This window comes from Micromonospora sp. NPDC057141 (assembly GCF_042670805.1).
Lineage (GTDB): Bacteria > Actinomycetota > Actinomycetes > Mycobacteriales > Micromonosporaceae > Micromonospora.
The window spans coordinates 1-26,354 of the sequence record NZ_JBHUVA010000022.1 but is presented as its reverse complement, the minus strand read 5'-3'; the positions used below and the strand labels follow the sequence as shown (position 1 = coordinate 26,354).

Genomic DNA, 26,354 nt, shown 5'->3' with positions numbered 1-26,354 from the left:
TCATTAAGAGGTGGTCCATCGGGGACCGCCTCGGGAGAGGAGCTTCTTCGTGCGCAGCACCGTTCGTCATCTGCTGGCCTCGGGCGTGCTGGGTGTGGCGCTGGTCGCCACGGCCCTGCCCGCCCAGGCGGCCGGCACCTCCACCGTGGTGCTCAATACCGGTCACCTCGACGTCGTCGACGTCGCCTACGCGGGTGGTGTGCTGGAGATCGGCGTCCACGACGAGGACAACGACGTCGAGTACGGCACCGGCGAGGTCAGGCTGGTCGTCAAGCGTCAGGCCAAGGTCACCGTCCCCGCCGACCCCGCGTTCGCCTTCCTCGGCACCCCCGGCGTGTCCCAGGTGTGGATCCTGCCCGAGATCCAGAACGCCGATCTGATCTGGCCCGGCATCGCCGCCGAGGAGGTCGCGGGCGGCGTCTTCGCCGACGACTCGCTGACGCTGTCCGTCCAGTCCGTCGCCGGCCCGGGCCAGCTCGCGATCTACACCGAGAACGCCGTCGGCCAACCGAGCGTCCTGGCCGACAGCGGTGACGGCCTGCCCGACGCCCTCGCCCTGACCGCCGGTGACCACGCGCACGCCAACTGGGCGTTCGACGCGGCCGGCACGTACTGCGTGACGGTCCAGGCCACCGGGACCCTGGCCGGCACCGGCGAACAGATCGCCTCCGCCCCCGCCACGCTCCGCTTCACGGTCAAGGCATGAGCGCGATGGTGCTCCGTAACCGGTTCCTCGCCGCGGTCGCGCTCACCGCCGCCCTGCTCGTCGGCGCCGCGACTCCCGTCGCCGCGGCGCCCGTGGTGCTCTCCGCGGGCCACGTCGACGTGATCGACGTCGACTACGCCGCAGGCGCGCTCACCGTCAACGTCCTCGACGGCGCTGGCGGCACCGACGTCGAGCGCGACCCCGCCGACGTGCTCTTCCGGGTGCCGAACACCGCCGAGATCGCCGTGCCGGGCACCGCCGCCTGGTCCTTCCTCGGCACTGGCGGACAAGCCTGGGTCCTGCCGCAGTCCAGCACCGCGGGGCTGCTCTGGGCCGGCTGGAACACGGCGGAGGTGCCCTCCGGCGTCTTCCAGAACAACCGCGTCACGTTCAGACTCACCAGCGTCTCCGGGCCGGCGGGATTCAGCGTCTACACCGTCTCCGGTGGCACCCCGACCGTGCTGTTCGACAGTGGCAACGGCCTGCCCGACAGCCTCAACGTCAGCCGTAACACCCATGCCCACGCCAACTGGGGCTTCGATGCCCCCGGCACCTACGCCGTCACCTTCGAGGTGACCGGCACGCTCGCCGCCACCGGCGGCACCGTCACCTCCGGTCCGAAGACCTTCACCTTCGAGGTGCTCGCCTGATTGGTGCAACTGATATCCGTTACCATTTCTGTGGTCCGCTGAGGTAGGGGGTACCTCGAGGGTGGCGGACCGGCCGGCGCGGGACCATCACCCACCGGGTTCCGCGCCGGCCACCGGCCACCGGCCAACACGTCCGACGGCCGCGCTGGCCCCGGGTGCCGCTCCCGGTGTCGGGTCTTGGTGGCGTCTCCACTCGCATGCGAGGTCATGCATATGCGCAGTGCATAATGAGTTGGGATGTCGTGTGCTGCGAAGCCCGGACGGACCGGTGTGCCGGCGTCGAGCAGCCGCCACGGTGGGAGGAGACGGCGAGCCGTGACCGACGCATTGCGGGGAGCGACGCGCAACACCCGTCAGCGCGCCGAAGTCCTGGCGCTGCTGCGCGAGGTGGACGCGTTCCACAGTGCGCAGCGGCTGCACCAGATGCTTGTCGCGCGCAACGCTCGCGTCGGCCTGACCACGGTCTACCGCACGCTGCAGATGCTGGTCGACAACGGTGACATCGACTCGACCAGGCTGCCGAATGGGGAGCAGCTGTACCGTCGCTGCAGGCAGAGCCGGCATCACCATCATCTCGTGTGCCGCTCTTGCGGGCGCACCGTCGAGGTGGCCGGACCGACCGTGGAACGCTGGGCCGACCAGGTCGCCAATCAGCACGGTTACACCGATGTCGGGCACACCCTGGAGATATTCGGCACCTGCGGCAAGTGTGCTGCCTGAGCACGTGCCTGCGGCTGCCGCCGGCGTGGCGATCTGGCCGATCTCGGCCCTCCGGGTGGCCCTCAGCTCAGGTGCCCGGGCCGCCCACCCTTGGCCTGGAGCGCCATTCCGGCCTGGACCCAGGCCCGCATCCCGCCGGCCAGGTTGTAGACCTGGTGCCGGTCGCGGGCGAGCAGCGCAGCCGCCTGCCGCGAGCGCGCCCCCGACCGGCACGCAGTGATCACCGGCCGGTCCGCCGGCACTTCCCCGACCCGGCCGGCGAGCTGGCCGAGCGGGATGTGCCGGGCCCGGGGCGCGTGGCCGGCCCGCCACTCGGCCGGTTCCCGAACGTCGAGCAACAGCCCTCCGTCGGCGACCAGCGCCGCAGCCTCCTCGGGCCCGACGGAGGTGTAGGGCTTTCCGAAGACCATCTTCAGCATCCCGCCGAGGTTCACGCGTCCGCTCCCGTCGCGACAGCGCGACCACTGCGGGCCCACCCGCCGGTGCCGCCGGCGACCGACCGGGCGTCGATGCCGGCGCGGGCCAGGAACTGCGCGGCGGACATGCTGCGACCACCGCTGGCGCAGATGACGTAGACGGGGCGGTTGCGGGGGAGCTCTCCGACCACTGCCGGCAGTTGCGCCAGCGGCACCGACCGGGCGCCGGGCACGTGCCCCTCGACGTACTCGAACGGCTCGCGGACGTCCACCACGGCGGCCCCGTCGGCGTGTGCGGCGGCGAAGTCCGCCAAGTTCACCTCTTGCATCTCATCCTCCGATCCTGATACCCCCCAGGGTATCTGCATCGACCATAGCGCGCCGGGGCCGCCCGGCATTCCCGCCGGTCGAGTGCGGGCGCGGGTGCCACCCGGGGAATGTAAACCCCCGGGGGTATGTTGGTAGGTGCGAGAGCACTACTGAAACGTGGAGGTTGGACATGGCGAGCGTGGCGTTGACCGGCGCGAACTTCGAGGAGACCGTCACCCGCGACGGGATCGTGCTGGTGGACTTCTGGGCGAGCTGGTGCGGTCCGTGCCGCGGCTTCGCGCCCGTCTTCGAGCAGGCCAGCGACAAGCACCGGGACGTCGTGTTCGGCAAGGTGGACACCGAGGTGGAGCAGGGCCTGGCCGCGGCGGCCCAGATCCGGTCGATCCCGACGCTCATGGCCTTCCGGGACGGCCTGCTGGTCTTCTCCCAGCCGGGTGCGCTGCCGGCCGCAGCTCTGGAGCAGGTGATCCAGGCGGTCCGCGAGCTCGACATGGACGAGGTGCGGGCCAAGATCTCCGGGGAGCCGGCCAACCGGTGACATCCTGAACGACCACGACCACGACCACGACCGGGGGTGCGGGCGATGCCCGCACCCCGCCGTTCGTCAGCCGGACAGGGCGTCCAGTGCGGCCCGCAGCCGTCGGGTCGCCTCGTCGGCGACCGCCCGCAGCTCGTCTGCGTCGCTCAACTGCACCATCACCTGCGGGTCGAGCGCCTGCACCAGGGTGGCGTCCGGCCCGTCGGCGCGGACCACGACGTTGCACGGCAGGAGCAGGCCGATGTTCCGGTCGGCCTGCACGGCCCGATGCGCCAGCGGCGGATTGCAGGCGCCGAGGATGACGTACTCCTCAAGGTCGACCCCGAGCTTCTCGTGCAGCGTGGCCCGCATGTCGATCTCGGTGAGCACCCCGAAGCCCTGGTCCTTCAGCGCCGACCGGACCCGTTCGACGGTCGGGACGAACCCGGCGGTCAACCGGATGGTCATCGCGTAGCTCATGCTCTGCTCTCCCTCAGCTGAAATGGTGCCGGCCGTGAGCGGCCGGCGCGGGTGATTCGGCAAAGCCGTGCCGAGCCGGTCAGGCGAGGCCGCGCAGCATGGCGTGCCAGTACATCGCCGGAAGCCCGTGCCGCTTGAGCAGCCACATGTCGTATCGCGGCTTCATGGTGTCGATGAGCGGGAAGCTGGGCGTCGGCTTGAGCTCGTAGTCGAACTCGGCCAGCAGCATCCGGTTGTGGGCGGTGACCAGCGGGCAGGAGGTGTAGCCGTCGTACCGGGCCGGCAGCGGTCTGTTCCGGCCGGCGGCCAGCAGGTTGGCCACCACCACCGGCGCCTGTCTGCGGATGGCAGCTCCGGTCTTGGAGGTGGGCAGGTTCGCCACGTCGCCGAGCGCGAAGATGTCCGGCCAGCGGGTGCTCTGGAGGGTGTACCGGTCGACTGCCAGGTAGCCGAACGGGCTGGCGGGGTCGGCGAGGGCGCTGTCCTTGAGCCAGGCAGGCGCGCTCTGTGGCGGTACGGCGTGCAGCAGGTCGTAGTCGAGGGTCTCCCTGGTGCCGGACTTGCTGTCGAGGATGACCGCACGCCGGCTGTCGCCGTCGACCTCGATCAGTTGGGACTCGTAGCGGACCTCGATGCCGTAGTCCGCGGCGATTCTCTCCAGTGCCTTCGCCCAGTCCGGCTGGCTGAAGATGGTCGGCGTGGCCAGCACCAGGATCACCCGGGTGGCATCCAGCAGCCCCTGGCGACGCCACCAGTCCGCGGCCAGGTAGGCGATCTTCTGCGGGGCGCCGCCGCACTTGATCGGCCCGGCCGGCATGGTGAAGATCGCTGTGCCGCCGCGTACGTTCTGGATGAACTCCCAGGTGCGTGGTGCGAGGTCGTACCGGTAGTTGCTCGACACCCCGTTCCGCCCGACCGATTCGGCCAGACCGGGCACGGCCTCGAAGTCGAGCTGCAGGCCGGGGGTCATGACGAGTTGGTCGTAGGTGAGCGTGTCGCCGCGGGTGAGCGTGACGGTCCGGTTGTCCGGGTCGACCCCGGCCGCCCGGTCCCGGATCCAGGTCACGCCCTTGGGGACGAGCCTGCCTTGCGGCCGTACGCTTTCGCCCGCCTTGGCGAGGCCACCTCCCACCAGGGTCCACAGCGGCTGGTAGTAGTGGTGCTCGGAGGGCTCGACCAGGGCGATGTCGGTGACCCCCTGGCGGCGAAGTCGCGCGGCCACGCTGATGCCGGCGGTGCCGCCGCCGACGATGACCACCTGATGATGGCGGACCGCAGTCATGGAACCTCCCAGGTATGTGCAGGGCGACCGCCGGGGACATCGCCCCACGTGCGGGAATGTGCCGGCGACTTTCGAGGTTAACCATACCCGTGGGGGTATGCCAGCATCGATCGGTACCCCCGGGGGTATGGTGAGCGTGGGAGGTGGGGCGATGGATCTTCGACCTGAAATGACCGGCGAGGCGCTGACGCGGCTCAAGCGGGCTCGGGGCCAGCTGAACACGGTCATCGAGATGATGGAGAGCGGTCGGGACTGCCGCGAGGCGCTGACCCAGTTGGCCGCGGTGTCGAAGGCCGTCGACCGCGCCGGCTACAAGATCATCGCCTCGGGCGTGCGGTACTGCGAGGCCGCGCGCGAGCGTGGCGAGGCGCCGGAGATGACCGAGGAGGAGCTGGAGAAGCTCTTCCTGGCGCTCGCCTGAGCGGTCGACCGCCCGCGCTGCCTGGCGGCGGCGCGGGCGGTGTCCGGTGCTCGTCGGGGACCACGAACACCGGCGGCTGTCGACCGCCGCCGTGGCCCCGACCCGCAGAAGACGACGTGCACCCGGAGACGTGGTCAGAGCACGTCGACGGTGACCGTCGGCGGGGAGGCCAGGCTGTTGTGCACTGTGCAGTGCGACGCCACCGCCAGCAGCGCCTGCGTGCGTTCCTGCGGAAACCCGTGTGGCAGCCGCAGGGACAGCCGGATGTCGGCCACCCGGGCCGGCCGGTCCGCCGCCATCCGGTACGTGACCGACACGCCCAGGCCGTCCCGGCCCAAGCCGTGCCGGGTCAGGTACCGGCCGGCGTAGAACGCCACACAGGTGGCCAGCGACGCCACGAACAACTCCGTCGGCGTGGGCGCCTCGTCAGCGCCACCCGCATCCGGTGGCTGATCCACCAGCAGCCGGTGTCCCCGCACCGCGAACTCGTACGACTCACCCGCCGCGAAGCGGACGTCCACCGCCCCGATCTGCCCATTCACGGCCTGCGTGCCGGCTTGTCCCATCGCCTGCTCCTTCCCGTGTTCCCGATTCAGCCAACACCCGCAGCCTGTCTCCGCAGAAGTCCCGTGCGGCCCTGATGAGAGGACCTTGGGCCCTGCTGGGCGCGGGCCCCGGACAACCCGGTGAAGAAGCGCGCATCATCAGCCGAACAGGGGAGCGCCCAGGTGGGTCACCGGCGTCCTCTGTTCCGGCTGGCCTCCTGGAAGCGGCGGCCGGACAGCGGCATGCCGAACAACGGTGCCAGGGTGCAGAAGTCGAAGAGCCCGGCGGCCAGTGGCAACAGGCCCAGCAGGGCCAGCAGCCACCACCAGCCGCCCAACGACACCCCGACCGCGATGAGCACCAACCCGAGGACGACCCGAGCGACGCGACCGGCTGGGGAGTTGAAGAACTGCAGGACGGGCACGACCACACCCCCTGGGCGAAAAGGGACGATAGCCCCCAACTTCCCGGCAGCCTATCGCCGAACAGCACCCGAAGTGGCGAAACCGCGACGTTCGGAGTTGTGTCCGATGTATCGGACGCTTTCACCGTCCCGACGCTGGCGTTCTCCACGTCGCCTCCACACCGTCTCCACAGCGGCCGCACCCCGCGGCGCCACGGTGGTGGTGTCGGCACCGACGAAGGAGGACGAGATGAGAACAACGACGGCCCACCGGACGGTGATCCTGGTAGCAGCAGGGGCGCTGGGCCTTGGCGGGGTGGCGATCGCCGCGCCAGCGCTGGCCGGCGCCGGTCCCTTCGACCGGCCGGCCGCCACCGCCACGCCGGGATCGGGCGGGGACGGTGGCATGGGCCACGGCACCCGCAACGGCGCCACCAGCCCCATGGGCCCGGGCGCGATGGCCCGGGGCGGCGGGTGCGCCGGGTCGTCGGTCACCGCGCAGCAGGGCACGCTCACCGACGCGCAGAAGAGCACCCTGGCCGCGATGGCCCAGGAGGAGAAGCTGGCCCACGACCTGTACGCGGCCTTCGGCACCACGTACGACCTGGTGGTCTTCGACCACATCGCCAACTCCGAGGCCCAACACCTGGCCATGGTGCGGACCCTGCTGCAGCGCTACGGCGTGGTCGACCCGACCGCGGGCACGACCGACGGGACGTTCAGCGACCCGGCCGTGCAGGCCACGTACGACACGCTGCTCGCTGAGGGAAGCACCAGCCAGACGGCCGCCCTCGGCGTCGGCAAGAAGGTCGAGCAGACCGACATCGCCGACCTGAAGGCCGCGCTGACCGGCCTCTCCGCCCCGGATGTCACGCAGCTCTACACCAACCTGCTCGCCGCATCCGAGCGACACCTGGCCGCGTTCACCCGCTGGACCTGACCCAACCCCCCCCGAACTTCGGCGGTGCCGGCCGACAGCCGGCACCGCCGACGATCGGGGCGCAGGGCCCTCCCGACCCACCTTGCCGGCCTCGGTGCTCATCGCCAGGTCAACCGGCGGCGGCCGGTTGCCGGGCCGGCAGGCCGATGGTGACGGTGAGTCCGCCACCCGGGGGCGAGTCCAGCGCCACCGCACCGCCGTGTGCCGTGACCAGCTCGCGGACGACGGCCAGGCCGATGCCGCTGCCGGCGATGGGCCGGGCGTCCCGGCCGCGCCAGAGCCGTTCGAAAGCACGGGGCAGTTCCTCTGCCGACATACCGGGGCCGGTGTCCGCCACGGTGAGCAACGCCTTGCCGGTCTCGACGCGCGCCCACAGCTCGACCCGGTCGCCGGGGCGGCAGTAGCGGGCGGCGTTGGCCAGCAGATTCGTGATGGCCTGGTGCAGCCGGTCCGGGTCGGCCCGCACCGGGACCGGCCGGTCCAGATCGGTCGTGACGGTCAGGCCGGCGGCGTCCAGCCGCGGCTGCTGGGCGGCGAGCGCGGCGCGGGCCACGGCGGCCAGGTCGGTGTCGACGGGGTGCAGGGACAGCACGGCGGCTTCGGCGGCGGACAGGTCGGCGAGGTCCTCGACGACCCGGCCGAGGCGCAGGGTCTGGTCGTGCAGGGCGGCAAGCCGTGGCGGGTCGGCCGGGCGCAGCCCATCCCGCAGCTCCTCCAGGCCGGCCTGGAGGGCGGCCAGCGGGGTGCGCAGTTCGTGGGCAACGTCGGCGGCCAACTGCCGCCGGACCCGCTCGGCACGTACCACCGCCTCGGCCATCGTGTCGAAGGCGCGCGTCACCTCGCCCAGCTCGCCCGGCGCGGACACCGCAGCCCGGGCGGTCCGGTCACCCTCGGCGAAGCGACGGGTGGCGGCGGCCAGCGCGACCAGCGGCCGGGCCAGCCGGCTCGCCACATACGCGCTGACCAGCAGCGCCACGACCAGCGCGGCCAGCGCGGCACCGCCGATCCAGGACCAGGCCACGCCGCGCCCGCTGGCCGCCGCGCCGGTGAAGGCCAGCCGCACGGTGCCGACCCGCTGCCCGTCGGCGGTGACCGGCGCCTCCACGACCGTGCCGGTGCCGGTGTGCACGCCGGCCATCGGGCCCATGCCACGGCCGGGCCACGCCATGCCGCCGTCGGGTAGCAGTACCACCAGGCGGGCGCCCGAGCCGTCGGCCAACGCCGCGGCGGGCGCCAGCTCCGCGCCGGTCCAGCCTCCGGCCTGGGCGTACGCGGTGCCGGCCGCCGTCGCCACCCGCTGCGCGACCCGCTGCCGCTCGGCCTGCTGGGCGCTGGCCAGCCCGCGGTCGGTGGCCACCAGCGCCGCGATGCTGAGCACCGCCACCGAGGAGAGCGCGACCAGCACGAACGCGGCCAGCAGCCGCCGACCCAACGGGCCGGACAGCGGCCGCCCCCGACCGCTCAGCCGCGACCGCTCAGCGGTCACGGGTCCAGCCCAACCGGTAACCGACGCCCAGGACGGTCTCCACGGTGCCGGCGGCGTCCGGACCGAGCTTGCGGCGCAGGTTCTTCACGTGCGAGTCGATGGTTCGCTCGTACCCGGGAAACTCGTACCCGCGGACCCTGTTGATCAACTCGTAGCGGGAGTACACCCGGCCCGGGGCGGCGGCCAGCGCGGTCAGCAGTCCCCACTCGGTGGGGGTCAGATCCAGCCGGGCGCCGTCCAGCACCGCCTCGTGGCGCTGCTCGTCCAGCCACAGCCGGCCCCCGCCGAAGCCGACCGGCCCGGCGGGGCCGGCTGCGCCGCGGGTACGGTGCAGCACGGCCTCCACCCGTAACACCAGCTCCGTCGGGCTGAACGGCTTGGTGACGTAGTCGTCGGCGCCCCGGCGTAACCCGTCGATGCGCTCCTCGACCGTGCTGCGCGCGGTCAGCACCACCACCGGCACCTGCGGCCCGTCGTGTGCGGCGGCCAGCACCTCCAGGCCGTCCACGTCCGGCAGGCCCAGATCCAGCACGACGAGATCGATCCCGCCCGCGGCCAGGCGGCTCAGCGCCTCCGCGCCGGATCCGGTGGTGTGCACCGCGTGCCCGGACCGTTCCAGGTAGCGGCGTACCACGTCCCGCAACTCCCGATCGTCCTCGACGACCAGCACCGTGTCCGACACGGCCCTACGCTCCCGTCCCCGGCGGCGCCGGGCCAGGGCCGAACGGCCCGTGGCGCGCCGTCGGCAGGCCCTGCCATGGATCAGGCGACCACCGACGGCCGCTGACCCGCGGCATCCCCGGTCCGCTGGCGGACGCCCGTGCGCCGCCGGCGGTTGCGGACCTGCGAGTCCGCCGGCGGAGAATCAGTCGGCATGGACGCCATGCGCTTCCGGCGTGGAACTCTCTGCCGAGGGCCAGGCCGCCTGCCATCCGCAGCGCCGCGCCAGTCCGAGATCAGGTGCCCGACCTACGGACGATCGTCAAGGTCGGGCAGCGGGCGTTGGCAGATCTCGTGGGCCTCGTTGGGCGGTAGGCCGAGCATGCGCAGCACGTCCTCGGTGACCTGGTCGGTGGCTGCGACGTCGTCACGCTCCGGCTGGTCGTGCAGCAGTTGCCCGAGGGCCAGCGCGGCGCCGGCCACGGTCACCATCGCCAACTCCGGGTCGTGGGCGCTGAACCGCCCGGCGCGGACGCCGTCGGCGATGTCGCGCCGGGCTCGCGGTGCGAGGCCCTTGTCCGAGCCGGCCAGGGTCAGGCCGGTGCTGAGCAGGACCCTGCTCAGCTCGGGCTGTCGGCGGTGCAGTCGCCCCGTCAGCCGGAAGCTCTGCGCGAACACGTGGGCCGGGTCGTCCAGGCCCGCCGTCGCCTCGTCGAGCAGGGTGCCGTAGCGATCGAGGGCGTCCTCGACCGCGGCCTCGATGAGCTGTTCGCGGCTGTCGAAGTGGTTGTAGAACGACCCCATCCCCACGTCGGCGGCCTGGGTGAGCTCAAGGATCGGCACGTGCGGCTTGCCGGCCGCGATGAAGGTCTGTGCGGCGCGTACGAGCGCCGACCGGGTGTGCGCCTTCCGCCGTTCCAGGCGGTTGGTCGCCTGCCTGGTCTGCTGAGTCATACCGGCGTGCTCACCTCTCCCGGGTGGGTCCGCGACCACCTTAACCCAGCCGGAACTCAGTGTTGACGAAGTCGTCGTCCGCTCTTGACTGACGCTACCCTCGTAAGTGACGATTTCGTCAACTTGGAGGGAGCGGGACATGATCGCGCACCACGACCCGCACACCGGTCTGCACAGCGAGCAGGGCGCACTGCCGGGCGAGCACCCGGGCAGGGCCCGCAACCCGACCGTGAAGGTGCACGACCTCGCCTGGCTGGAGTTCCAGAAGCCCGATCTTGAGCGGGCCGAGGCGTTCGCCCGGGCCTTCGGCTTCACCACCGCGCTGCGTACCGCCGACGAGGTGCAGCTGCGGGGCACCGACGCCGGTTCCCCCTGCGTGCTCATCCGCCGGGGCCCGCGGTCGCGGTTCCTCGGCCCCGCGTTCCGGGCCGCCGACGGGCAGGACGTGCTGCGCCTCGCGGAGGCGACCGGGAGGACGATCACGCGGCTGCCGGAGAGCCTGGGCGGGGTGACGGTGGAGCTGACCGACCCGAACGGGACGCGGGTCCGCGTGGTCGCCGACACCCACGAGCTCCCCGCGCTGCCCACGCAGCAGCCACCGGCGTTCAACGTCGGGCACGACGTCACGCGGGTGAACGCCACCCAGCGGCCGCCGCGGGAGCCGGCCGGGGTGCAGCGGCTGGGTCACGTCGTGCTGCAGACGACGAGGTACCTGGAGACCCTCGACTGGTATCTGGAGCACCTGGGCCTGATCGTCAGCGACTTTCTCTACCACCCCGGGCAGCGCGGGCGCGGCCCGGTGATGAGCTTCATCCGCTGCGACCGGGGCAGCACACCCACCGACCATCACACGCTCGCGATGACCCTCGGCCCGGCCAACCGGTACGTGCACTCGGCCTACCAGGTGCCCGGCCTCGACTCGCTGGCGGCCGGTGGGGAGCACCTGCTCGACCGGGGTTACCAGCGATCCTGGGGGATCGGCCGGCACATCCAGGGCAGTCAGATCTTCGACTACTGGCGCGACCCGGACGGCTTCCTGGTCGAGCACTTCACCGACGGCGACCTGTTCGACTGCACCCTGGAGCCGGGCTGGGCGCCGATGACCGCCTCCGGGCTCGCCCAGTGGGGCCCACCCGCCACCACCGACTTCCTCGGCATGAAACCCGGCCGGGAAGCGCTTCGCGAGCTGCGCGCGGTCATCGGCGCGCTGCGCGAGGACAACGAGTTCGACCTCCACCGCCTCCGTGGCCTGATGAAAGCGTTCACCTCATGAGCACCTCCGTCCTGCGCACCGCCGACGCCTGGTGGGTGCTCACCCCCACCGGCGCCGCCCGGGTGCCCACCAGCGCCACCACCACCGGCGGACTGCTGGCCGACCGGCCCGCGATCCTCGCGGCCGCGGCGAGCGGCGACACCGTCGCGGTGGAGGACCTCGAGCTGGTCTCCCCGGTGACGGCGCCCTGCCGCGTCGTCGCCCAGATGACGAACTTCGTGTCGCACGTCGAGGACACGAACGGGAACCCGGCGACCGTCCCGTTGACGTTCTTCCGTAAGACCTCGGGCTCGATCACCGGCCCGTACGCCGACGTGGTCCGCCCCGGCCATGTGACGTTGCTCGACTACGAGGTCGAGATCGGGCTGGTCTTCGGCCGCGAGATGCCGGTCGGCACCGCCGTCACCGACGACAACCTCGCCGACTACGTCGCGGGGGTGGTGGTGACCAACGACATCTCCGCCCGCGACGTCCAGCTGCCCAAGACCCAGTTCTACGAGGCCAAGTCCTACCCGACGTTCACCCCGGTCGGCCCGGTGCTGGCGCTGCTCGACGCCGACGACGTCAGGCGGTTCACCGACCTGCGGCTGAAGCTGTGGGTCAACGGTGAACTCCGGCAGAACATGACGGCGGCCGACATGATCTACCTGCCGGTCCGGGCGTTGCAGGCGCTGACCCGTTTCCAGCGGGTCGACGCCGGTGACCTGCTGCTGACCGGCACGCCCGTCGGGACGGCCCTGAGCGCACCACCGAGGCCGGTCGAGATCATCGCCTCGCTGCTGCCGCCCGCGGTCAAGTGGCGGATGTTCTTCAAGGGCCAGGCCCGCAACCCCAGGTACCTCGCCGACGGCGACGTCGTCGAGGCCGCGATCGCCACCGACGACGGCGCGATCGACCTGGGCCGGCAGCGCACGGTCGTGCGGTACGCCCGATGACCGGGCACCTGCTGTGGCCGGAGTACGCCGCGCCCGACGACCTGGAGGCGATCGAGGCCGTGCCGCTGGAGGCGCGGGGCCTGCCCGAAACCACGTACGCGCTGCTGTCCCGAGCAGCGACGAACTGGCCGGATCGTACGGCCGTCAGCGTCCTGCCGGACGCCGCCCGCTGGCGGGAGCCGCTGCGGCGTACCTTCGCCGAACTCCTGGCCGACGTCCACCGGGCGGCGAACCTGTTCCACGACCTGGGCGTGCGGCGGGGCGACGCGGTCGCGCTGATGTCGCCCAACTGCGCCGAACTGGTCACCGCGACGCTGGCCGGGCAGCTCGCCGGGATCGCGGCGCCGCTGGGCGGCGGCCTGTCCCGGCAGCACCTCGCCGAACTCCTGCGCCGCTCCGGCGCCCGCGTGCTGGTCACGGCCGGGCCCGAGCTCGGGCCGGACGGGTGGGACACCGCGCAGGCCCTCGCCCGCACCGGCCTGCTCGACGCGATCCTGGTGCTCCGGCCCACCGGGGCGAAGGGAACGCCCCCGCCGCTGCCGACCGTCGAGGGCGTTCGCGTCGGCTACCTCGGCGAGCTTGCCGCGACCAGGGACCTGGCCGCCTTCGCCGGTGAGCTGCCCCGAGCCGCCGACCTGGCCGCGATGTTCCACACGGGCGGCACCACCGGAGCACCGAAGCTGGCCGCGCACACGCACGCCAACGAGGTCTGCGACGCGTGGATGCTGGCCGCCAGCTCCCTGTTCGACGAGGAGAGCGTGGTGTTCGCGGCGCTTCCGCTGTTCCACGTGAACGCCCTCGTCGTCACCCTCCTCGCACCGCTGTTCAAGGGCCAGCCCGTGGTGTGGGCCGGTCCGTTGGGCTACCGCGACGCGGCACTGTTCGGCGCGTTCTGGAAGATCGTCGAGCACTACCGGATCGCGGCCATGAGCGCGGTGCCCACCGTGTACGCCGTACTGGCCCAGCTCCCGGTCGACGACGACATCAGCAGCCTGCGGTTTCCGATGGTGGGTGCCTCGCCCCTGCCCGCCGCGGTCCGGGACAGCTTCCGGGCCCGCACCGGGATACCCCTGGTCGAGGGCTACGGCCTGACCGAGGCGACCTGTGCGAGCACGCGCAACTTTCCCGACGCGCCGCGACCGGGTTCGGTCGGGCAGCGCCTGCCCTACCAGCGGGTGCGAATCGTGGCCGGGGACGGCACGTGGGAGGACCGACCCGTCGGCGAGCCGGGCGTGCTGGCCATCAGCGGCCCGACCGTCTTCCCCGGCTATGTCGTCGACCGCGACGAGAACGGACCCGTCCTGGACGGACTCGGCAAGCTGGTCGACGGCTGGCTCGACACCGGCGACCTCGCCCGCATCGACGAGGACGGCTTCGTCCACCTCGCCGGCCGGGCCAAGGACCTCATCATCCGCGGCGGCCACAACATCGACCCCGCCATCGTCGAGGACGCTCTCCTGGCCCACCCGCAGGTCGCGGCGGCCAGCGCCGTCGGACGCCCCGACGTGCACGCCGGGGAGGTGCCGGTCGCGTACGTCACCCTCGCGCCCGGCGCCACCGTGACCGAGGACGAGCTGCGCGCCTGGGCGAGCGAACGGGTGCCCGACCGCACCGCCGCGCCCAGGTCCGTGACGGTCCTCGACGAACTGCCCGTCACCGCCGTGGGCAAGCTCTACAAGCTCGCCCTGCGCCGGGACGCCGCCCGCGAGGAACTGCGCGCCGCGCTCGACCAGGTCGCCGGGGTACGGGACATCGGGGCCATGATCGAGGGAAGCTCCATCGTGGCCACTGTGACAGTACAGTCCGCTGGTCAGGAGGAGGCGGTCAAGGCGATCCTGGGCCGTTACGCCATCGAATGGCGACTGGTGGTCGTCTCATGACGCGGGGGGCACGGTGACAGGGGTTCCGGTCGTCATCGTCGGCGCGGGGCCCACCGGGCTCACCGTCGCGACGCTGCTCGCCCGGTACGGCGTGGAGTGCCTGATCCTCGAACGGTGGGGAGCGGTCTATCCCCTGCCCCGCGCGGTCGCCCTCGACGACGAGGTTCACCGCATCCTCGCCCGGCTGGGGCTGCGGGCGGAGTTCGCCGCCATCTCCAGGCCACACCGGGGCCTGCGGCTGGTCGACCGGAGCATGCGGGTGCTCGCCGAGTTCCCCCGCGACGTGGCGCCGGGCAGGCACGGCTACCCGCAGGGGAGCATGTTCGACCAGCCGGAACTGGAGGCGATCCTCCGCCGCAACCTCCAGCGGCACGGCAGCGCCACCCTGCGCGGCGACACCGAGGTCACCGCGCTGGCCCAGGACGCGGCCGGCGTGCGGGTGAGCGTCACCGACACGGTCACCGGCGCGCACGACATCGTCCGCGCGGCCTACGTCCTGGGCTGTGACGGCGCCAACGGGCTGACCCGGACCGCGATCGGCGCCAGCATGCACGACCTCGGGTTCACCCAACGCTGGCTCGTCGTCGACGTGGTCACCGAGGCCGATCTCGGCCACTGGGAGGGTGTGCACCAGCTCTGCGACCCGGCTCGCGCCGGGACGTACATGCGGGTCGGCCGGACCCGCTACCGCTGGGAGTTCCTGCTGGCACCCGGCGAGACCGCCGACGACTTCCGCGACCTGACCCGGCTGCATCCGTTGATCGCGCCGTGGACGGGGAACCTCCCCCTCGCGGAGCTGGAGGTCGTCCGTGCGGCCGAGTACACCTTCCGCGCCCAGGTCGCCGACCGATGGCGCGACCGGCGGATCTTCCTGCTCGGCGACGCCGCCCACCTCACCCCGCCGTTCATCGGCCAGGGCATGGGCGCCGGGCTCCGCGACGCCATGAACCTCGCCTGGAAACTCACCGGCGTGCTCGACGGGACCCTGCCCGAGAGCGTCCTCGACACCTACGAGATCGAACGCAGGCAGCACGCCCGGGCCATGATCAGAATGGCGAAGCTGATCGGCATCGCCATGACGGCCGGCGGCAGGTGGGGAGACCTCGTCCGCCGGGTGGTGGCGCCACGCCTGCATCTCGTACCCCGTCTCCAGGTCCTCGCTGCGGACAGTGAGACACCCGCGCTGCGCCGATCCGCCCTGGTGATACGGGCACGGCTGCGCCGCGGCGTCGCAGGCCGGCTGTGCCCGAACGCCGTCCTCGACGGCCACCTCCGTCTCGACGACGTGGCTGCGGGCCGGTTCGCGATCGTCACCTCCATCGAGCCGTCGGCAGAGCAACGGGCCGAGATGACACGCCAGGGAGCAGTCGTCGTCGGCGCCCCGCCGGGCAGCGAACTGCATCGATGGCTGACGAGAAGCCGCGCACGGGCGGCCATCGTCCGCCCCGACGGCACCGTGCTCGCTGCCGGCAAGCAGCTGGCCGGCCTCTGCCGAGCCCTGCCTGCACCGACGTCGTCGGCGGCAGCGCGCTGAACCTGGGGCGCGCGGCTGGGACCGCTCCCGGACGGCTGTCGCGGATGGTGCCAGGCCCAGCAGCGAGGGCGCCAACGAGGCGGGCAGAGTGTCGTACGGGCCGACCACGGTGTTCGGCGACCTGTGGAGTCAGTCGAGGTCGCGGTAGTAGTAGAACATCGGCTCGGGTGCCCCGGGCTCGACGTTGGAGAAGCCGTGCGCCTCGTAGAAGCGGCGGGCGTCGGTGTCCTCGCCGTCGACGTTGATCTCCAGCGATCCGGCGCCGCGTTCGCGGGCCAGCCGGCAGGCGGCCTCCAGCAGGGCGTGTCCGTACCGCTGTCCGCGCGCCTCGGGGCGCACGTAGAGCTCGTCGAGGGTGGCCACCGGGCCGGCGTACCAGAGGTTGGGCCGGAAGGAGAGCACCGCGACCCCGACGGGCGGATCACCGCCGAGCAGAACCAGGAAGTGCTCTCCGGCGAGGAGCCGCCGCAGCCGGGCGGCGAGCACCCGCGGCCCCGGCGTCGGGGTGTCGAACTCGCGGTTGAAGGCGTCCAGCATCTCGGCCACCAGGTCGGCGTCGGACACCGCCGCCGGCCGGACCGGGCGCTCGTGCTCAGGCTCTGTCCCCACCTGCGCAGCCTTCCCGATCCGTCCGGCGGCAGGCAACGCGTTATCCCGGCGCGGGCAGGTGGCGGCGTGGACGGCGTTGCCAGACGCCGTGAACGCGATCAGCGGGACGCCGTACCAGCCGTACCTCGTCTCGCCGCCCGCCCACGGTGGCGAGTCGCTGGACGCGGCGGTGGCCACCGTGGCGTGCTCCTGGCCCTCTTCGTCGACCAGCGGGACCGGCTGCGGGCGCAGTACGACGCGGCGCTGGCCGCTCTCCCGGAAGCCGTGGTTTCGAATGTTTCGGTACCTGTGGTGTGAGCGAGGGGAGCTGGCGAGTGTCGCCCTCCTGTCCGAGGCTGTGGGTTCGGTCGCACTGCTCTCCCACCTGCACTGACGTGCCTCCTTCGACTCCTTGAGCCCGCATCGAAGTTTCCGAAACATTTCCGGAAGTTGTTGACACTGTGGTCGACCGGTATCGATACTGACCCTCCGATTGGAATACATGAACTTCGATCATTGACGTCATGCGTCGAGGAGGGCCCGTGAACGGCAGCCTGAGACAGCGAAAGAGAATGCCGAGAATCGCCTTGCCGGCGGCGGTGTTGTTGCTGGTGAGCGGCGCTGTGGCGGTCCAGTCCACGGCCCCTGCCGCCGCAGCCGAGACCACGCTGCGAGCCGCGGCTGCCAAGGCCGGGCTGTTCTTCGGCGTCGCCGCCTCACCCAACCGGCTCTACCCGATCGTCGGTCAGGAATTCGGCCAACTGACCCCCGAGAACGACATGAAGCCGGACCGGATCGCCACGTCGAGCGGTGGGTTGCAGAACACCGGTGGCGCGGACACCCTGGTCAACCACGCCCAGAGCAACAACATGCTGGTCCGGGGGCACACGTTGGTGTGGCACTCGCAGGCCGGCGCGCTGCAGGGGGCCAGCCAGGCGACGCTGAACACCTTCATCGGCAACGCGATCAACCGCTGGGGCAGCAGGATCGCGTACTGGGACGTCGTCAACGAGGCGCTGGAGGACAACAACACCGGCCGGCGCCGGAGCCAGTGGCCGCACAGCATGAACCGGGACGCGAACGGCGACGGTGACTTCTTCGACGCCGGCGACACCGACGTCATCCGGGACTCGTTCATCCGGGCCAAGCAGGTCGTGCAGGCCGGCGGGTTCTCCACCAAGCTCTGCATCAACGACTACGACGTCGAGGGCCTGACCGTCCAGGGCGGTGGCCAGAACCGCAAGGCCAACGCGCTGTACGACATCGTCCGCAACTACCGGCAGTACATCGACTGCGTCGGGTTCCAGGCGCACTTCAACGACAACCCGAACAGCATCATCACCAACGACCTGCAGGCCAACATCCAGCGCTTCGCCGACCTCGGCGTCGAGGTGCACCTGTCCGAGGTGGACATCGACGACGACCTGAGCAACAACGACATCGGCGCGGGCCAGGCGGAGAACTACCGCAAGGTCGTCCGGGCCTGCCTGAACGTCGCGAAGTGCACCGGGATCACCGTCTGGGGCATCTCCGACAGCGAGTCGTGGCGCTCCTCGGAGCGGGGCCTGCTGTTCACCGGCGGCAACGGGAACTACCAGAAGAAGGCCGCCTACCACGCGGTCCTCGACGAGCTGAACAAGGGCCGTACCACCGCCCCGCCCACGACCGCCCCGCCGACCACGCCACCGGTCGACCCGACCACCGCGCCGCCGACGACCCCGCCGGTGACGACCGCCCCGCCGACCACGCCGCCGAACCCGACCACCGGCTGCTCGGCCACGGTCTCGCTGAACTCCTGGACCGGGGGCTTCGTCGCCACCGTGCGGGTCACCGCCGGCACCTCGCCGATCCGCGGGTGGACCGTCCAGCTCACCCTGCCGTCGGGGACCACGGTGACCAACGCCTGGAGCGCCAACGCCAGTGGCACCAGTGGCACCGTGCAGTTCAGCAACGTCAGCTACAACGGCGCGGTGAACGCCGGCCAGTACACCGAGTTCGGCTTCCAGGGCACCGGGACCGCCACCGGCCTGACCCCGGTGTGCGCCGCCTCCTGAGCAGGTCCTGTCCTGGGCGGGCGCGAGCCGCCCGTCCAGGACAGGCGAGAGCGGTGCGTCGGCCGCCGGGTCGCCTACGGTGGGTGACGGCCCGCTGGGCGTCGGTGCGACAATCGACGCCATGGCTATCGGGGTGGACACGACAGCCCAGCCGTTCGCCCATCTCCAGGCGCAGAACGCGGTGCTGTACCGGCAGGTCCTGACGGTGTTCGTCCGGGCGAAGCAGCGGTTCGCCGTGCATCTGCGGCCGGAGGACGTGCTCGGCGAGCTCGGTGCCGGCCAGTCGTTGGAGACCGTCCGCGCCGCGCTCGACCAGCTCGGTGCCTGGGGCAACCTGCGGGCCGACCCGGACACCGGCCGGGTGACCACGGTCGAGGACTTCCACCGGGCCCGCTACCTCTACCAGCTCAGCCCGGAGGGCTACGCGGCCGAGCAGGCCATCGCCGCCTATGAGGAGGCCGTGGGCCGGCGTGGCGCCCTCCAGTCGGTGGCCCTGTCGGACATCGCCGGGCAGTTGCGGGCACTGCTGCTCATCGCCGAGGAGACGGCCGCCGGTGGGCAGCCTGACGCGGCCAAGACGCACTTGCTGATGATGAGCCTGGTCGACCGGTTCACCGGTCTGGCCGACAACGCGCAGGCGTTCATGGCGTCGCTGCGGCGCACCATCGACTTCGTCGACGCCGATGTCGCGGCGTTCCTCGCGTACAAGGAGTTGTTGATCTCCTACCTGGAGCGGTTCATCGCGGACCTGGCCAACCAGGGTGCCGAGATCGCGGCGCTGGCCGGCCGGATCGAGGCGGTCGGGGTCGAGCCCCTCCTGGTCGTGGTGGCGCGCCGGGAGGCCGCCGATGCCGTGCCGGGGCAGGAGCCCGACGCCGGCCAGCGGCCGTCGGCCGGTTGGCACGGGGCCGCCGGTGCCGAGCGGGACGCGCTGCGTGCCTGGCGGCACCGCTGGGCCGGGCTGCGGGACTGGTTCGTCAGCGCGGAGACCAGCCGCCCCTCCCAGGCGCGACTGCTGCGGACCGCGGCGATCGGCGCGATCCGCCAGCTGCTCGGCGCGGTCGCGGCGATCAACGAGCGGCGGACCGGCCGTTCCGACCGGTCCGCCGACTTCCGTCGCCTCGCGCTCTGGTTCGCCGAGACGCCCGACGACCCGGCCGCGCATCGACTGTGGCACACCGCGTTCGGGCTCTCCGCCGCCCGGCACCTGTCGGTCACGGCCGAGACGCTCGCGGCCGTACGGGAGCAGCCGGTGCCGGCGGTCACCCCGTGGGCGCGGGGGCCTCGGCTGGAGATCAGCCCTCGACTCCGGCGCACCGGATCATACGAGCGGCGAGGCTCGCCGAACCGGGTGATCGACCGGTCGGAGCAGCGAAGGGCGCTCGCCGAGCGGGTGCGGCGGGAGGCGGAGCAGACCGCCAGCGCCCGGGCCGCGCTGGCCACGCCGGGGCCGATTCCTCTCTCCGCCCTCACCGCGCTGGACCCGGTCGAGTTCCGGCTCTTCCTCCAGTTGCTCGGGGACGCGCTCGCCGGCTGCGGGCCGGACTGGTCGGAGGTGAGCACCACGACCTCGGACGGGACGATGGCCGTCCGACTGTGTCGGGTCGACGACGCGCCGTTGGTGCGGCTCGTCACCGCCGACGGGGTGCTCACCGGTCCGGAGCACGTCATCGAGATCATCGACCTGGCCGCAGCGACCGAATCTGGAGACCCCGCCGGACCAGTCGCCTCCGCCGACGGCGTCGGCCTCGCCGGGGTGGGCCGGTGAGCCGTCGCGTAGGCCCCGACGACGCCCCGGAGGCACGGCGCCGCCGGGCCGCCCGGTTGCTGCTGGCCCGCCCGCTGCTGGTCGCCGGGATCACCGCCGAGGAGGACTTCCGCCTGGTCCGGGCCCACGCGCCGGAGCTGCGGGAGTGGTTCGACCGGGAGACCGGCTGGCGGATTCTCGCCGACGCCCAGACGGTACGGCTGATGAAACTCACCGCCGACCCGGTCGACGGCACGCACCCGGCTCGGGACCCGCGTGCCCGCACCCCGTTCTCCCGGCAGCGGTACGTCCTGACGTGCCTGGCCCTGGCCACGCTGGAGCGGGCCGACGGGCAGATCACCCTCGGTCGGCTGGCCGAGGAGGTGGTCGCCGGGGCGACCGATCCGGCGTTGACGGCCGCCGGCTTCTCGTTCGCCCTGGACCGCCGGGAACGTCGAGCCGACATGGTCGCCGTGGTGCGGCTGCTGCTGCACTGGGGGGTGTTGCGTCGGGTCGCCGGGGACGAGGAGGCGTACCTCGGCGCCGGCGGGGACGTGCTGTACGACGTGGACCGGCACGTCATCTCCGGGCTGCTCGCCGCGTCCCGGGGGCCGTCGATGATCGACGAGACGACGCCGGAGTCCCGGCTGGCGGCGCTGACCGTCGAGGTGGTGCCGGACGTGGACGACGCCCGTAACCGGGCGCTGCGGCACCGGCTCACCCGGCTGCTGCTGGAGCAGCCAGTGGTCTACCGTGACGAGCTCTCCGACGTCGAGCTGGCCTACCTGACCAGTCAGCGGCATGCGCTGCTGCACCGGATCACCGAGTTCACCGGGCTGGTGGCCGAGGTGCGGGCGGAGGGGATCGCGATGGTCGATCCGGACGACGAGCTGACCGATGTGCGGATGCCGGCCGAGGGGATGCAGAGCCACCTGACGCTGCTGTTGGCCGAGCGGATCGCCGGAGCCGACGCGGGCGTGCGGGTCAGCGCGCTGCATCGGCACACCCGGGAGCTGGCCCGGCAGCACCGGTCGTACTGGCGGAAACACGCCACCGACCCGGGTGCCGAGGTGGACCTGGTGGCGGCGGCGTTGGAATCGCTGCAAGCGCTCAAGCTGGTCGCCGTCGAGCCGGCCGACGACCCGCTGGTGCTGCCCCGCCCGGCGATCGCCCGGTACGCCCTGGCCGAACCGACCATCCGCGTCCCTGCCGCCCGTGCCCCTACGCACCCGCAGTGACCAGGAACGATCGAGAGGAAGCCCCGGTGAGCGCACCTGTGGCCGACACCCCACCGCACCCGGCCGACAGCCTGCCCCGACCGAGTGGCGAACGGTGGCAGCCGCTGCGTGCCGGACTGGTCGACATCTTCTACTACGACCAGGAGGAGTTCCACTTCCACGGTGGCAGCCTGCTGCTGCGGGGCAACAACGGCACCGGCAAGTCGAAGGTGCTGGCGTTGACCGTGCCGTTCCTGTTGGACGGGGAGCTGTCGCCGTACCGGGTGGAGCCCGACGGGGACCCGCACAAACGAATGGAGTGGAACCTGCTGCTGGGTGGCCGGCACCCGCACCCGGAGCGGCTCGGCTACACGTGGCTGGAGTTCGGCCGGCGCGACCGCGACGGCGACCGGTATCTCACCATCGGCTGTGGGTTGAAGGCGGTCGCCGGGCGGGGCATAGCCCGGCACTGGTTCTTCGTCACGAGCCAGCGGGTCGGCGTCGAACTCGCCCTCGTCGGCCCGACCGGCACCGCGCTGGCCCGGGAACGGCTGCGGGAGGCGATCGGCGTCGAGGGGATGCTCTACGACCGGGCGGTGGACTACCGGCGGGCCGTGGATGAGGCGCTGTTCGGGCTGGGCAGCCGCTATGATGCGCTGATCTCCCTGCTGATCCGGCTGCGTCAGCCACAGCTGTCGAAACGACCGGACGAGAAGAGCCTGTCCCGGGCGCTCGGTGACGCGCTGCCACCGCTGAACGAGAACCTGATCACCCAGGTCGCCGAGGCGTTCCGCAGCCTGGACGACGAACGGGAGACGCTGGGGGAACTGGCCGAGACCAAGCGAGCCGCCGACGAGTTCCTCACCCGCTACCGCCTGTACGCCCGCGTCGCCACCCGACGACGGGCGGCCGTGCTGCGCCAACAGCACAGCCGCTACGAGCAACTCGGCCGGGACCTCACCGAAGCGCAGCGGGCCTACGAGCAGTCCGACGCCGAGCTGGCGGCGGCGTTGGGGCGGATCGAGCGGCTGACGCGCCAGTCCCAGGAGCTGGACGCGCGGTGGCAGGCGCTGCGGGAGAGCCCGGAGGCCCGCACCGCCGAGCACTTGGGGCGGCTGCGTGACCTCGCCGAACAGCGGGAACGGCTGGCTCAGCAGCAGGAGCAGCGGCTGCGCGAGCTGCAGGCGGACGTGGCGCGGACCCGACGGTCGGCCGAGGAGGCTGCCCGGGAGCTGGAGCGGTCACGGCAGGCGCAGGAGGCGGCCCGGGAACGGGTACGGCGGGACGCCGAAGCTGCCCGGCTGACCGATCGGCACACCAACCGGGTGCTGCCGGCGCTGGAGCGAGGGGCGGCCGAGGCGACCGCCGCGGCCGAGGAGCTGGTCGCGTCGCGGGCGGCCTCGGTGCGTACCCTCGACCGGCTGCGCGCCGCCGCCGACCGGGCCCGCGACGTGGCCGATCGGGCGCGCGAGGACGTCGACCGGCTCGACGGCGAGCTCGCCGCCGCGGACCTGCGGGTCGCCGAGGCGGAGTCGGCGGTGACTGCGGCCGGTGAGCTGCTCGTGCGGCAGACCAGGCAGCACCTGACCGGGCTGGTCGAGCTGCGGGTCGACGACGCCGAGGTGACGCTGGCCGCACTGGAGCAGTGGGTCGGCGGTCTGGACGGGGAGAATCCCGCCGTCCGGGAGACCGCCCGTGCCGCCCGTGCCGCGACCGAGGCGCTCACCCGTGCCGACGCCACCGCCGAGGCCGAGCAGCGCACCGCCCGCGCCGAGCTGGCACGGATCGAGGCCGACCTGCGGGAGCTGGCGGAGGGGAGGCACCAACCACCGTCCGCGCCGCACACCCGGACCGACGGGATCCGGCGGGATCGTCCCGGTGCGCCACTGTGGCGGGTCGTCGACTTCGCCCCGCAGGTGCCGCCGGCGCAGCGGGCCGGGATCGAGGCGGCGCTGGAGGCGGCGGGAATCCTGGACGCCTGGCTCGATCCGGACGGCGCACTGCGCGACCCCGTCACCGGGGACACGCTGCTGCGGCCCGGCCCACCTGTCGGCGCCCACCTGGGCGGGCTGCTGCGCCCGGCGATCGACCCGGCCGACCCGGCCAGCGCCGCGCTGGCCGACGACACGGTGACGGCGGTGCTCACCGCGATCGGCCTCGGTGCCGGCTCGGCCACCACCTGGGTCGACCCGGACGGCGGATTCGGCAACGGCATCCTCACCGGGCAGTGGACCAAACCGGCGGCGGAGCACATCGGCGACGGGGCCCGGGAGGCGTACCGCCGGGCGCGCGTCGCGCAGCTCCGTCGGCAGGCCAGCGACCTGACGGCGGAGTTGGCGGCGATCGGAACCCGCCGCGAGGACCTACGGCGGCGGCGCGAGCAGGTTGCCGCCGAGGTGGAGGCGCTGCCGTCGGATCAGCCGCTGCGCGAGGCACACACCCTGGTGCGCGGCGCCTACCAGGGTCGTCGGGACGTCGTCGTGGGGCGGGAGGAGGCCGATGGGCGGCTGCGCCGGCGGCTGGCGGAGTCCAGCGCCGCGCTGACCGAGGCGACCGAGTTCGCCAGCGACGTCGACCTGCCGTACGACCCCGACGAGTTGGCCGAGGTCCGCGACGGGCTGCAGTCGTACCGGGTCGCGCTGGCCGCGTGGTGGCCGACCGTGACCGGGGTGCGGACCGCGACGGCCCGCCGGGAGGACGCCGACCGGGAGCACGCGGATTGGCTGGAGCGGCTGACGCCGGCTGCCGCGGAGGCGGCGCAGGCGCGGCAGGCGGCGACCGTCGCCCGGGTCGAGTTCGAGACGCTCGACGCCACCGCCGGCGACTCCGTCGCCGAGCTCCACCGCCGCATCGCCGAGGTGACCGAGCTGCGCCAGCGGTGCGACCGGGACATCGAGCAGGCACGCGAGCAGGAGGGGGCCGCCCGGGACGCGCGAGGTGACGCCCATGGCCAGCGCACCCGGCTGCGCGAAACCCTCGACGAGGCGACTCCGGCCCGTGACCGCGCCGTCGACGGGCTACGCGCCCTCGCCGGCACCGGCCTCATCGGCTTGGCCTGCCCGGAGCTGGACGTGCCGGACACCACCGGAGCGTGGGCGGTGACCCCGGCGGTGACGCTCGCCCGGGCCGTGGAACGGTCGCTCGCCGACGCCGCCGACGACGACCGTCGCTGGGATCGGCTGCAGCAGCAGGTCAGCGCAGACATGAAGACGCTCACCGACAGCCTCTCCCGGCACGGTCACCAGGTGCTGCCGATGGTGCGCGAGGAGACCATGGTGGTCGAGGTGATCTTTCAGGGGCACAGCCGGACGGTGGCCGACCTCTCCGCCGCCCTGGTCGACGAGATCACCGAACGGCAGCGGCTGCTCTCCGCGCACGAACGCGAGGTGTTGGAGACCCACCTGGTCAACGAGGTCGCGGGGGCGTTGCAGGAGCTGATCGTCGGCGCGGAACGGCAGGTGGACGAGATGAACGCCGAGCTGCAGGCCCGACCCACGTCCACCGGAATGCGGCTGAGACTGCTGTGGCGACCGACCCGCGACGCCCCGGCCGGGCTGGCTGAGCTGCGCGGCCGGCAGCTGCGGCAGAGCACCGACGTCTGGAACGACGAGGATCGCCGGGTCGTGGGCGCCTTCCTTCAGGAACAGATCAACCGGGAGCGGCTGCGCGACGACGCGGCGACCTGGACCGAGCAGCTCACCCGGGCGCTGGACTATCGGGCGTGGCACGAGTTCGTGATCCAGCGGCACCAGGACGGGCAGTGGCGCCCGGCGGCCGGGCCGGCCTCGGGTGGCGAGCGGGTGCTGGCCGCGAGTATTCCGCTGTTCGCCGCCGCCTCGTCCTACTACGGGTCCGCCGGCAATCCGCACGCGCCACGGCTGATCGCCCTGGACGAGGCGTTCGCCGGGGTCGACGACGATTCCCGGGCGAAGTGTCTCGGCCTGCTGGCCACCTTCGACCTGGACGTCGTGATGACCAGCGAGCGGGAGTGGGGCTGCTATCCGCAGGTGCCCGGTCTCGGCATCGCACAGCTGTCGCGGCACGACGGTATCGACGCGGTGCTGGTCACCCCGTGGCGGTGGGACGGCCGGCAGCGGCGGCGGAGCACCCGGCCCGAGCAGCGGACGCCGCAGCCACGGGTCCCGGAACCTGCCGACGGTGGTGGTCCGCCGGGCACCGCGGAGCCGGGTGACGGCCAGCCGGCGTTGTGGGGGCCGGGTGGGTGACCCCGACCGGCTGCGCCGTCAGCTCGGCGGTTCGGCCACCGCCCGGCTGGTCCAGCGGCTGCGTAGCCGGATCGCCCGGGGACAGCCGTTGACCGGTACGCTCTCGCTCGCCGAGCCCAGCCCGGAGGAACGCCGGGCGGTGGAAGGGCTGTTGGGTCGCCCGCCCGGCCGAGGCGGCAGCCTGACGGTCAACCTGGACGAGCTGGACCGGGTGCTGCGGCGCAGCGGCCTGCACCCGGCAGGGCTGGCCGCCGCCGTGCGGACGCTCACCGGAGAGGTCGCGGTCCTCGCCGACGTGCGGGCCGCCGAGGCAGCATCCTGGCGGGCGGCGCTGGCACCGCTCACCGCGCTCGGTGAGCGTCGTACCGAGCTGGCCGCCTGGTGTGCTG

General features: G+C 72.6%; 25 protein-coding genes. 15 read left to right on the top strand and 10 right to left on the bottom strand.

The features are described from left to right. Nucleotides 1-49 precede the first annotated feature (49 nt). The 3 genes from ACFT41_RS14605 (at nt 50) to ACFT41_RS14595 (ending at nt 2,076) form a co-directional block, all read left to right on the top strand. A complete protein-coding gene (locus ACFT41_RS14605) occupies nt 50-706 on the top strand; it encodes a choice-of-anchor M domain-containing protein (protein WP_377589796.1) in 657 nt (218 codons plus the stop codon). Beyond that, the gene (locus ACFT41_RS14600) at nt 703-1,356 is read left to right on the top strand and encodes a choice-of-anchor M domain-containing protein (protein ID WP_377589795.1); all 654 of its coding nucleotides are present in this window, start codon (nt 703-705) and stop codon (nt 1,354-1,356) included. The genes ACFT41_RS14605 and ACFT41_RS14600 overlap by 4 nt, the downstream gene beginning before the upstream one ends. A 315-nt stretch (nt 1,357-1,671) precedes the next feature. Further along, complete coding sequence (locus tag ACFT41_RS14595) at nt 1,672-2,076, top strand: Fur family transcriptional regulator (RefSeq protein WP_377589794.1); 405 nt, start codon at nt 1,672-1,674, stop codon at nt 2,074-2,076. 62 nt (nt 2,077-2,138) lie between these two features. Here the strand turns inward: ACFT41_RS14595 and ACFT41_RS14590 are convergent, their stop codons facing one another. Both ACFT41_RS14590 and ACFT41_RS14585 read right to left on the bottom strand, forming a co-directional pair. Continuing rightward, nucleotides 2,139-2,486: a rhodanese-like domain-containing protein gene (locus tag ACFT41_RS14590; RefSeq protein ID WP_377589800.1), complete on the bottom strand. Its 348-nt coding sequence runs from the start codon at nt 2,484-2,486 to the stop codon at nt 2,139-2,141. Nucleotides 2,487-2,506: 20 nt separating this feature from the next. Beyond that, entirely contained in the window at nt 2,507-2,821 is a 315-nt protein-coding gene (locus tag ACFT41_RS14585; RefSeq protein WP_377589793.1) for a rhodanese-like domain-containing protein, read from the bottom strand. Between the two features lie 170 nt (nt 2,822-2,991). Here ACFT41_RS14585 and trxA point away from each other — a divergent pair, with 170 nt between their 5' ends. Next, nucleotides 2,992-3,360: a thioredoxin gene (gene trxA / locus ACFT41_RS14580; protein ID WP_377589792.1), complete on the top strand. Its 369-nt coding sequence runs from the start codon at nt 2,992-2,994 to the stop codon at nt 3,358-3,360. Nucleotides 3,361-3,426: 66 nt separating this feature from the next. On the opposite strand, the gene ACFT41_RS14575 is transcribed toward trxA, so the two are convergent. Together ACFT41_RS14575 and ACFT41_RS14570 are read right to left on the bottom strand one after the other, a co-directional pair. Next, nucleotides 3,427-3,819 (bottom strand): DUF302 domain-containing protein, encoded by a 393-nt coding sequence (locus tag ACFT41_RS14575; protein ID WP_377589791.1) that lies wholly within the window; start codon nt 3,817-3,819, stop codon nt 3,427-3,429. Between the two features lie 79 nt (nt 3,820-3,898). After that, the gene (locus tag ACFT41_RS14570) at nt 3,899-5,101 is read right to left on the bottom strand and encodes an FAD-dependent oxidoreductase (protein ID WP_377589790.1); all 1,203 of its coding nucleotides are present in this window, start codon (nt 5,099-5,101) and stop codon (nt 3,899-3,901) included. 151 nt (nt 5,102-5,252) lie between these two features. Here ACFT41_RS14570 and ACFT41_RS14565 point away from each other — a divergent pair, with 151 nt between their 5' ends. Next, nucleotides 5,253-5,522, top strand: a complete 270-nt coding sequence (locus tag ACFT41_RS14565; protein ID WP_377589789.1) for a metal-sensitive transcriptional regulator — start codon at nt 5,253-5,255, stop codon at nt 5,520-5,522. 134 nt (nt 5,523-5,656) lie between these two features. On the opposite strand, the gene ACFT41_RS14560 is transcribed toward ACFT41_RS14565, so the two are convergent. Together ACFT41_RS14560 and ACFT41_RS14555 are read right to left on the bottom strand one after the other, a co-directional pair. Beyond that, nucleotides 5,657-6,088, bottom strand: a complete 432-nt coding sequence (locus tag ACFT41_RS14560; protein WP_377590526.1) for an OsmC family protein — start codon at nt 6,086-6,088, stop codon at nt 5,657-5,659. Nucleotides 6,089-6,255: 167 nt separating this feature from the next. Further along, complete coding sequence (locus ACFT41_RS14555) at nt 6,256-6,492, bottom strand: YgaP-like transmembrane domain (protein WP_377590527.1); 237 nt, start codon at nt 6,490-6,492, stop codon at nt 6,256-6,258. A gap of 229 nt (nt 6,493-6,721) precedes the next feature. On the opposite strand from ACFT41_RS14555, the gene ACFT41_RS14550 reads away from it, so the two are divergent. Beyond that, nucleotides 6,722-7,411: a DUF2202 domain-containing protein gene (locus ACFT41_RS14550; protein WP_377613828.1), complete on the top strand. Its 690-nt coding sequence runs from the start codon at nt 6,722-6,724 to the stop codon at nt 7,409-7,411. Nucleotides 7,412-7,520: 109 nt separating this feature from the next. Here ACFT41_RS14550 and ACFT41_RS14545 read toward each other — a convergent pair whose 3' ends face one another. The 3 genes from ACFT41_RS14545 to ACFT41_RS14535 form a co-directional block, all read right to left on the bottom strand. Next, complete coding sequence (locus ACFT41_RS14545; protein WP_377586597.1) at nt 7,521-8,897, bottom strand: ATP-binding protein; 1,377 nt, start codon at nt 8,895-8,897, stop codon at nt 7,521-7,523. Beyond that, nucleotides 8,887-9,579 (bottom strand): response regulator transcription factor, encoded by a 693-nt coding sequence (locus ACFT41_RS14540; RefSeq protein ID WP_377586595.1) that lies wholly within the window; start codon nt 9,577-9,579, stop codon nt 8,887-8,889. The genes ACFT41_RS14545 and ACFT41_RS14540 overlap by 11 nt, the downstream gene beginning before the upstream one ends. Nucleotides 9,580-9,866: 287 nt before the next feature. Further along, nucleotides 9,867-10,511, bottom strand: coding sequence for a TetR/AcrR family transcriptional regulator (locus tag ACFT41_RS14535; protein ID WP_377586593.1), 645 nt, complete (start codon nt 10,509-10,511; stop codon nt 9,867-9,869). Between the two features lie 139 nt (nt 10,512-10,650). Here ACFT41_RS14535 and ACFT41_RS14530 point away from each other — a divergent pair, with 139 nt between their 5' ends. Genes ACFT41_RS14530 through ACFT41_RS14515 form a run of 4 tightly spaced genes read left to right on the top strand, consistent with a single transcriptional unit; the run spans nt 10,651 to nt 16,133 of the window. Next, a complete protein-coding gene (locus ACFT41_RS14530; RefSeq protein WP_377586591.1) occupies nt 10,651-11,784 on the top strand; it encodes a VOC family protein in 1,134 nt (377 codons plus the stop codon). Continuing rightward, nucleotides 11,781-12,719 carry a fumarylacetoacetate hydrolase family protein gene (locus ACFT41_RS14525; protein WP_377586589.1) on the top strand — a complete coding sequence of 313 codons (939 nt, stop codon included), beginning with the start codon at nt 11,781-11,783 and terminating at the stop codon, nt 12,717-12,719. The genes ACFT41_RS14530 and ACFT41_RS14525 overlap by 4 nt, the downstream gene beginning before the upstream one ends. After that, entirely contained in the window at nt 12,716-14,599 is a 1,884-nt protein-coding gene (locus tag ACFT41_RS14520; protein ID WP_377586587.1) for an acyl-CoA synthetase, read from the top strand. The genes ACFT41_RS14525 and ACFT41_RS14520 overlap by 4 nt, the downstream gene beginning before the upstream one ends. A gap of 13 nt (nt 14,600-14,612) precedes the next feature. After that, complete coding sequence (locus ACFT41_RS14515) at nt 14,613-16,133, top strand: bifunctional 3-(3-hydroxy-phenyl)propionate/3-hydroxycinnamic acid hydroxylase (protein WP_377586585.1); 1,521 nt, start codon at nt 14,613-14,615, stop codon at nt 16,131-16,133. Between the two features lie 129 nt (nt 16,134-16,262). Here ACFT41_RS14515 and ACFT41_RS14510 read toward each other — a convergent pair whose 3' ends face one another. Next, nucleotides 16,263-16,919: a GNAT family N-acetyltransferase gene (locus ACFT41_RS14510; protein ID WP_377586583.1), complete on the bottom strand. Its 657-nt coding sequence runs from the start codon at nt 16,917-16,919 to the stop codon at nt 16,263-16,265. Nucleotides 16,920-17,293: 374 nt separating this feature from the next. Between ACFT41_RS14510 and ACFT41_RS14505 the strand changes: the two genes are divergently transcribed. The 5 genes from ACFT41_RS14505 to ACFT41_RS14485 form a co-directional block, all read left to right on the top strand. Then, nucleotides 17,294-18,775, top strand: a complete 1,482-nt coding sequence (locus tag ACFT41_RS14505; RefSeq protein ID WP_377586581.1) for an endo-1,4-beta-xylanase — start codon at nt 17,294-17,296, stop codon at nt 18,773-18,775. Between the two features lie 121 nt (nt 18,776-18,896). Beyond that, on the top strand, nt 18,897-20,543 hold the full coding sequence (locus ACFT41_RS14500) for a TIGR02677 family protein (RefSeq protein WP_377613827.1): 1,647 nt from the start codon (nt 18,897-18,899) through the stop codon (nt 20,541-20,543). Next, on the top strand, nt 20,540-21,760 hold the full coding sequence (locus tag ACFT41_RS14495; protein ID WP_377586577.1) for a TIGR02678 family protein: 1,221 nt from the start codon (nt 20,540-20,542) through the stop codon (nt 21,758-21,760). The genes ACFT41_RS14500 and ACFT41_RS14495 overlap by 4 nt, the downstream gene beginning before the upstream one ends. 26 nt (nt 21,761-21,786) lie before the next feature. Beyond that, complete coding sequence (locus ACFT41_RS14490) at nt 21,787-25,965, top strand: TIGR02680 family protein (RefSeq protein WP_377586575.1); 4,179 nt, start codon at nt 21,787-21,789, stop codon at nt 25,963-25,965. Then, a partial coding sequence (locus ACFT41_RS14485; RefSeq protein ID WP_377613826.1) for a TIGR02679 domain-containing protein occupies nt 25,958-26,354 on the top strand: 397 nt, incomplete at its 3' end. The genes ACFT41_RS14490 and ACFT41_RS14485, both read left to right, overlap by 8 nt.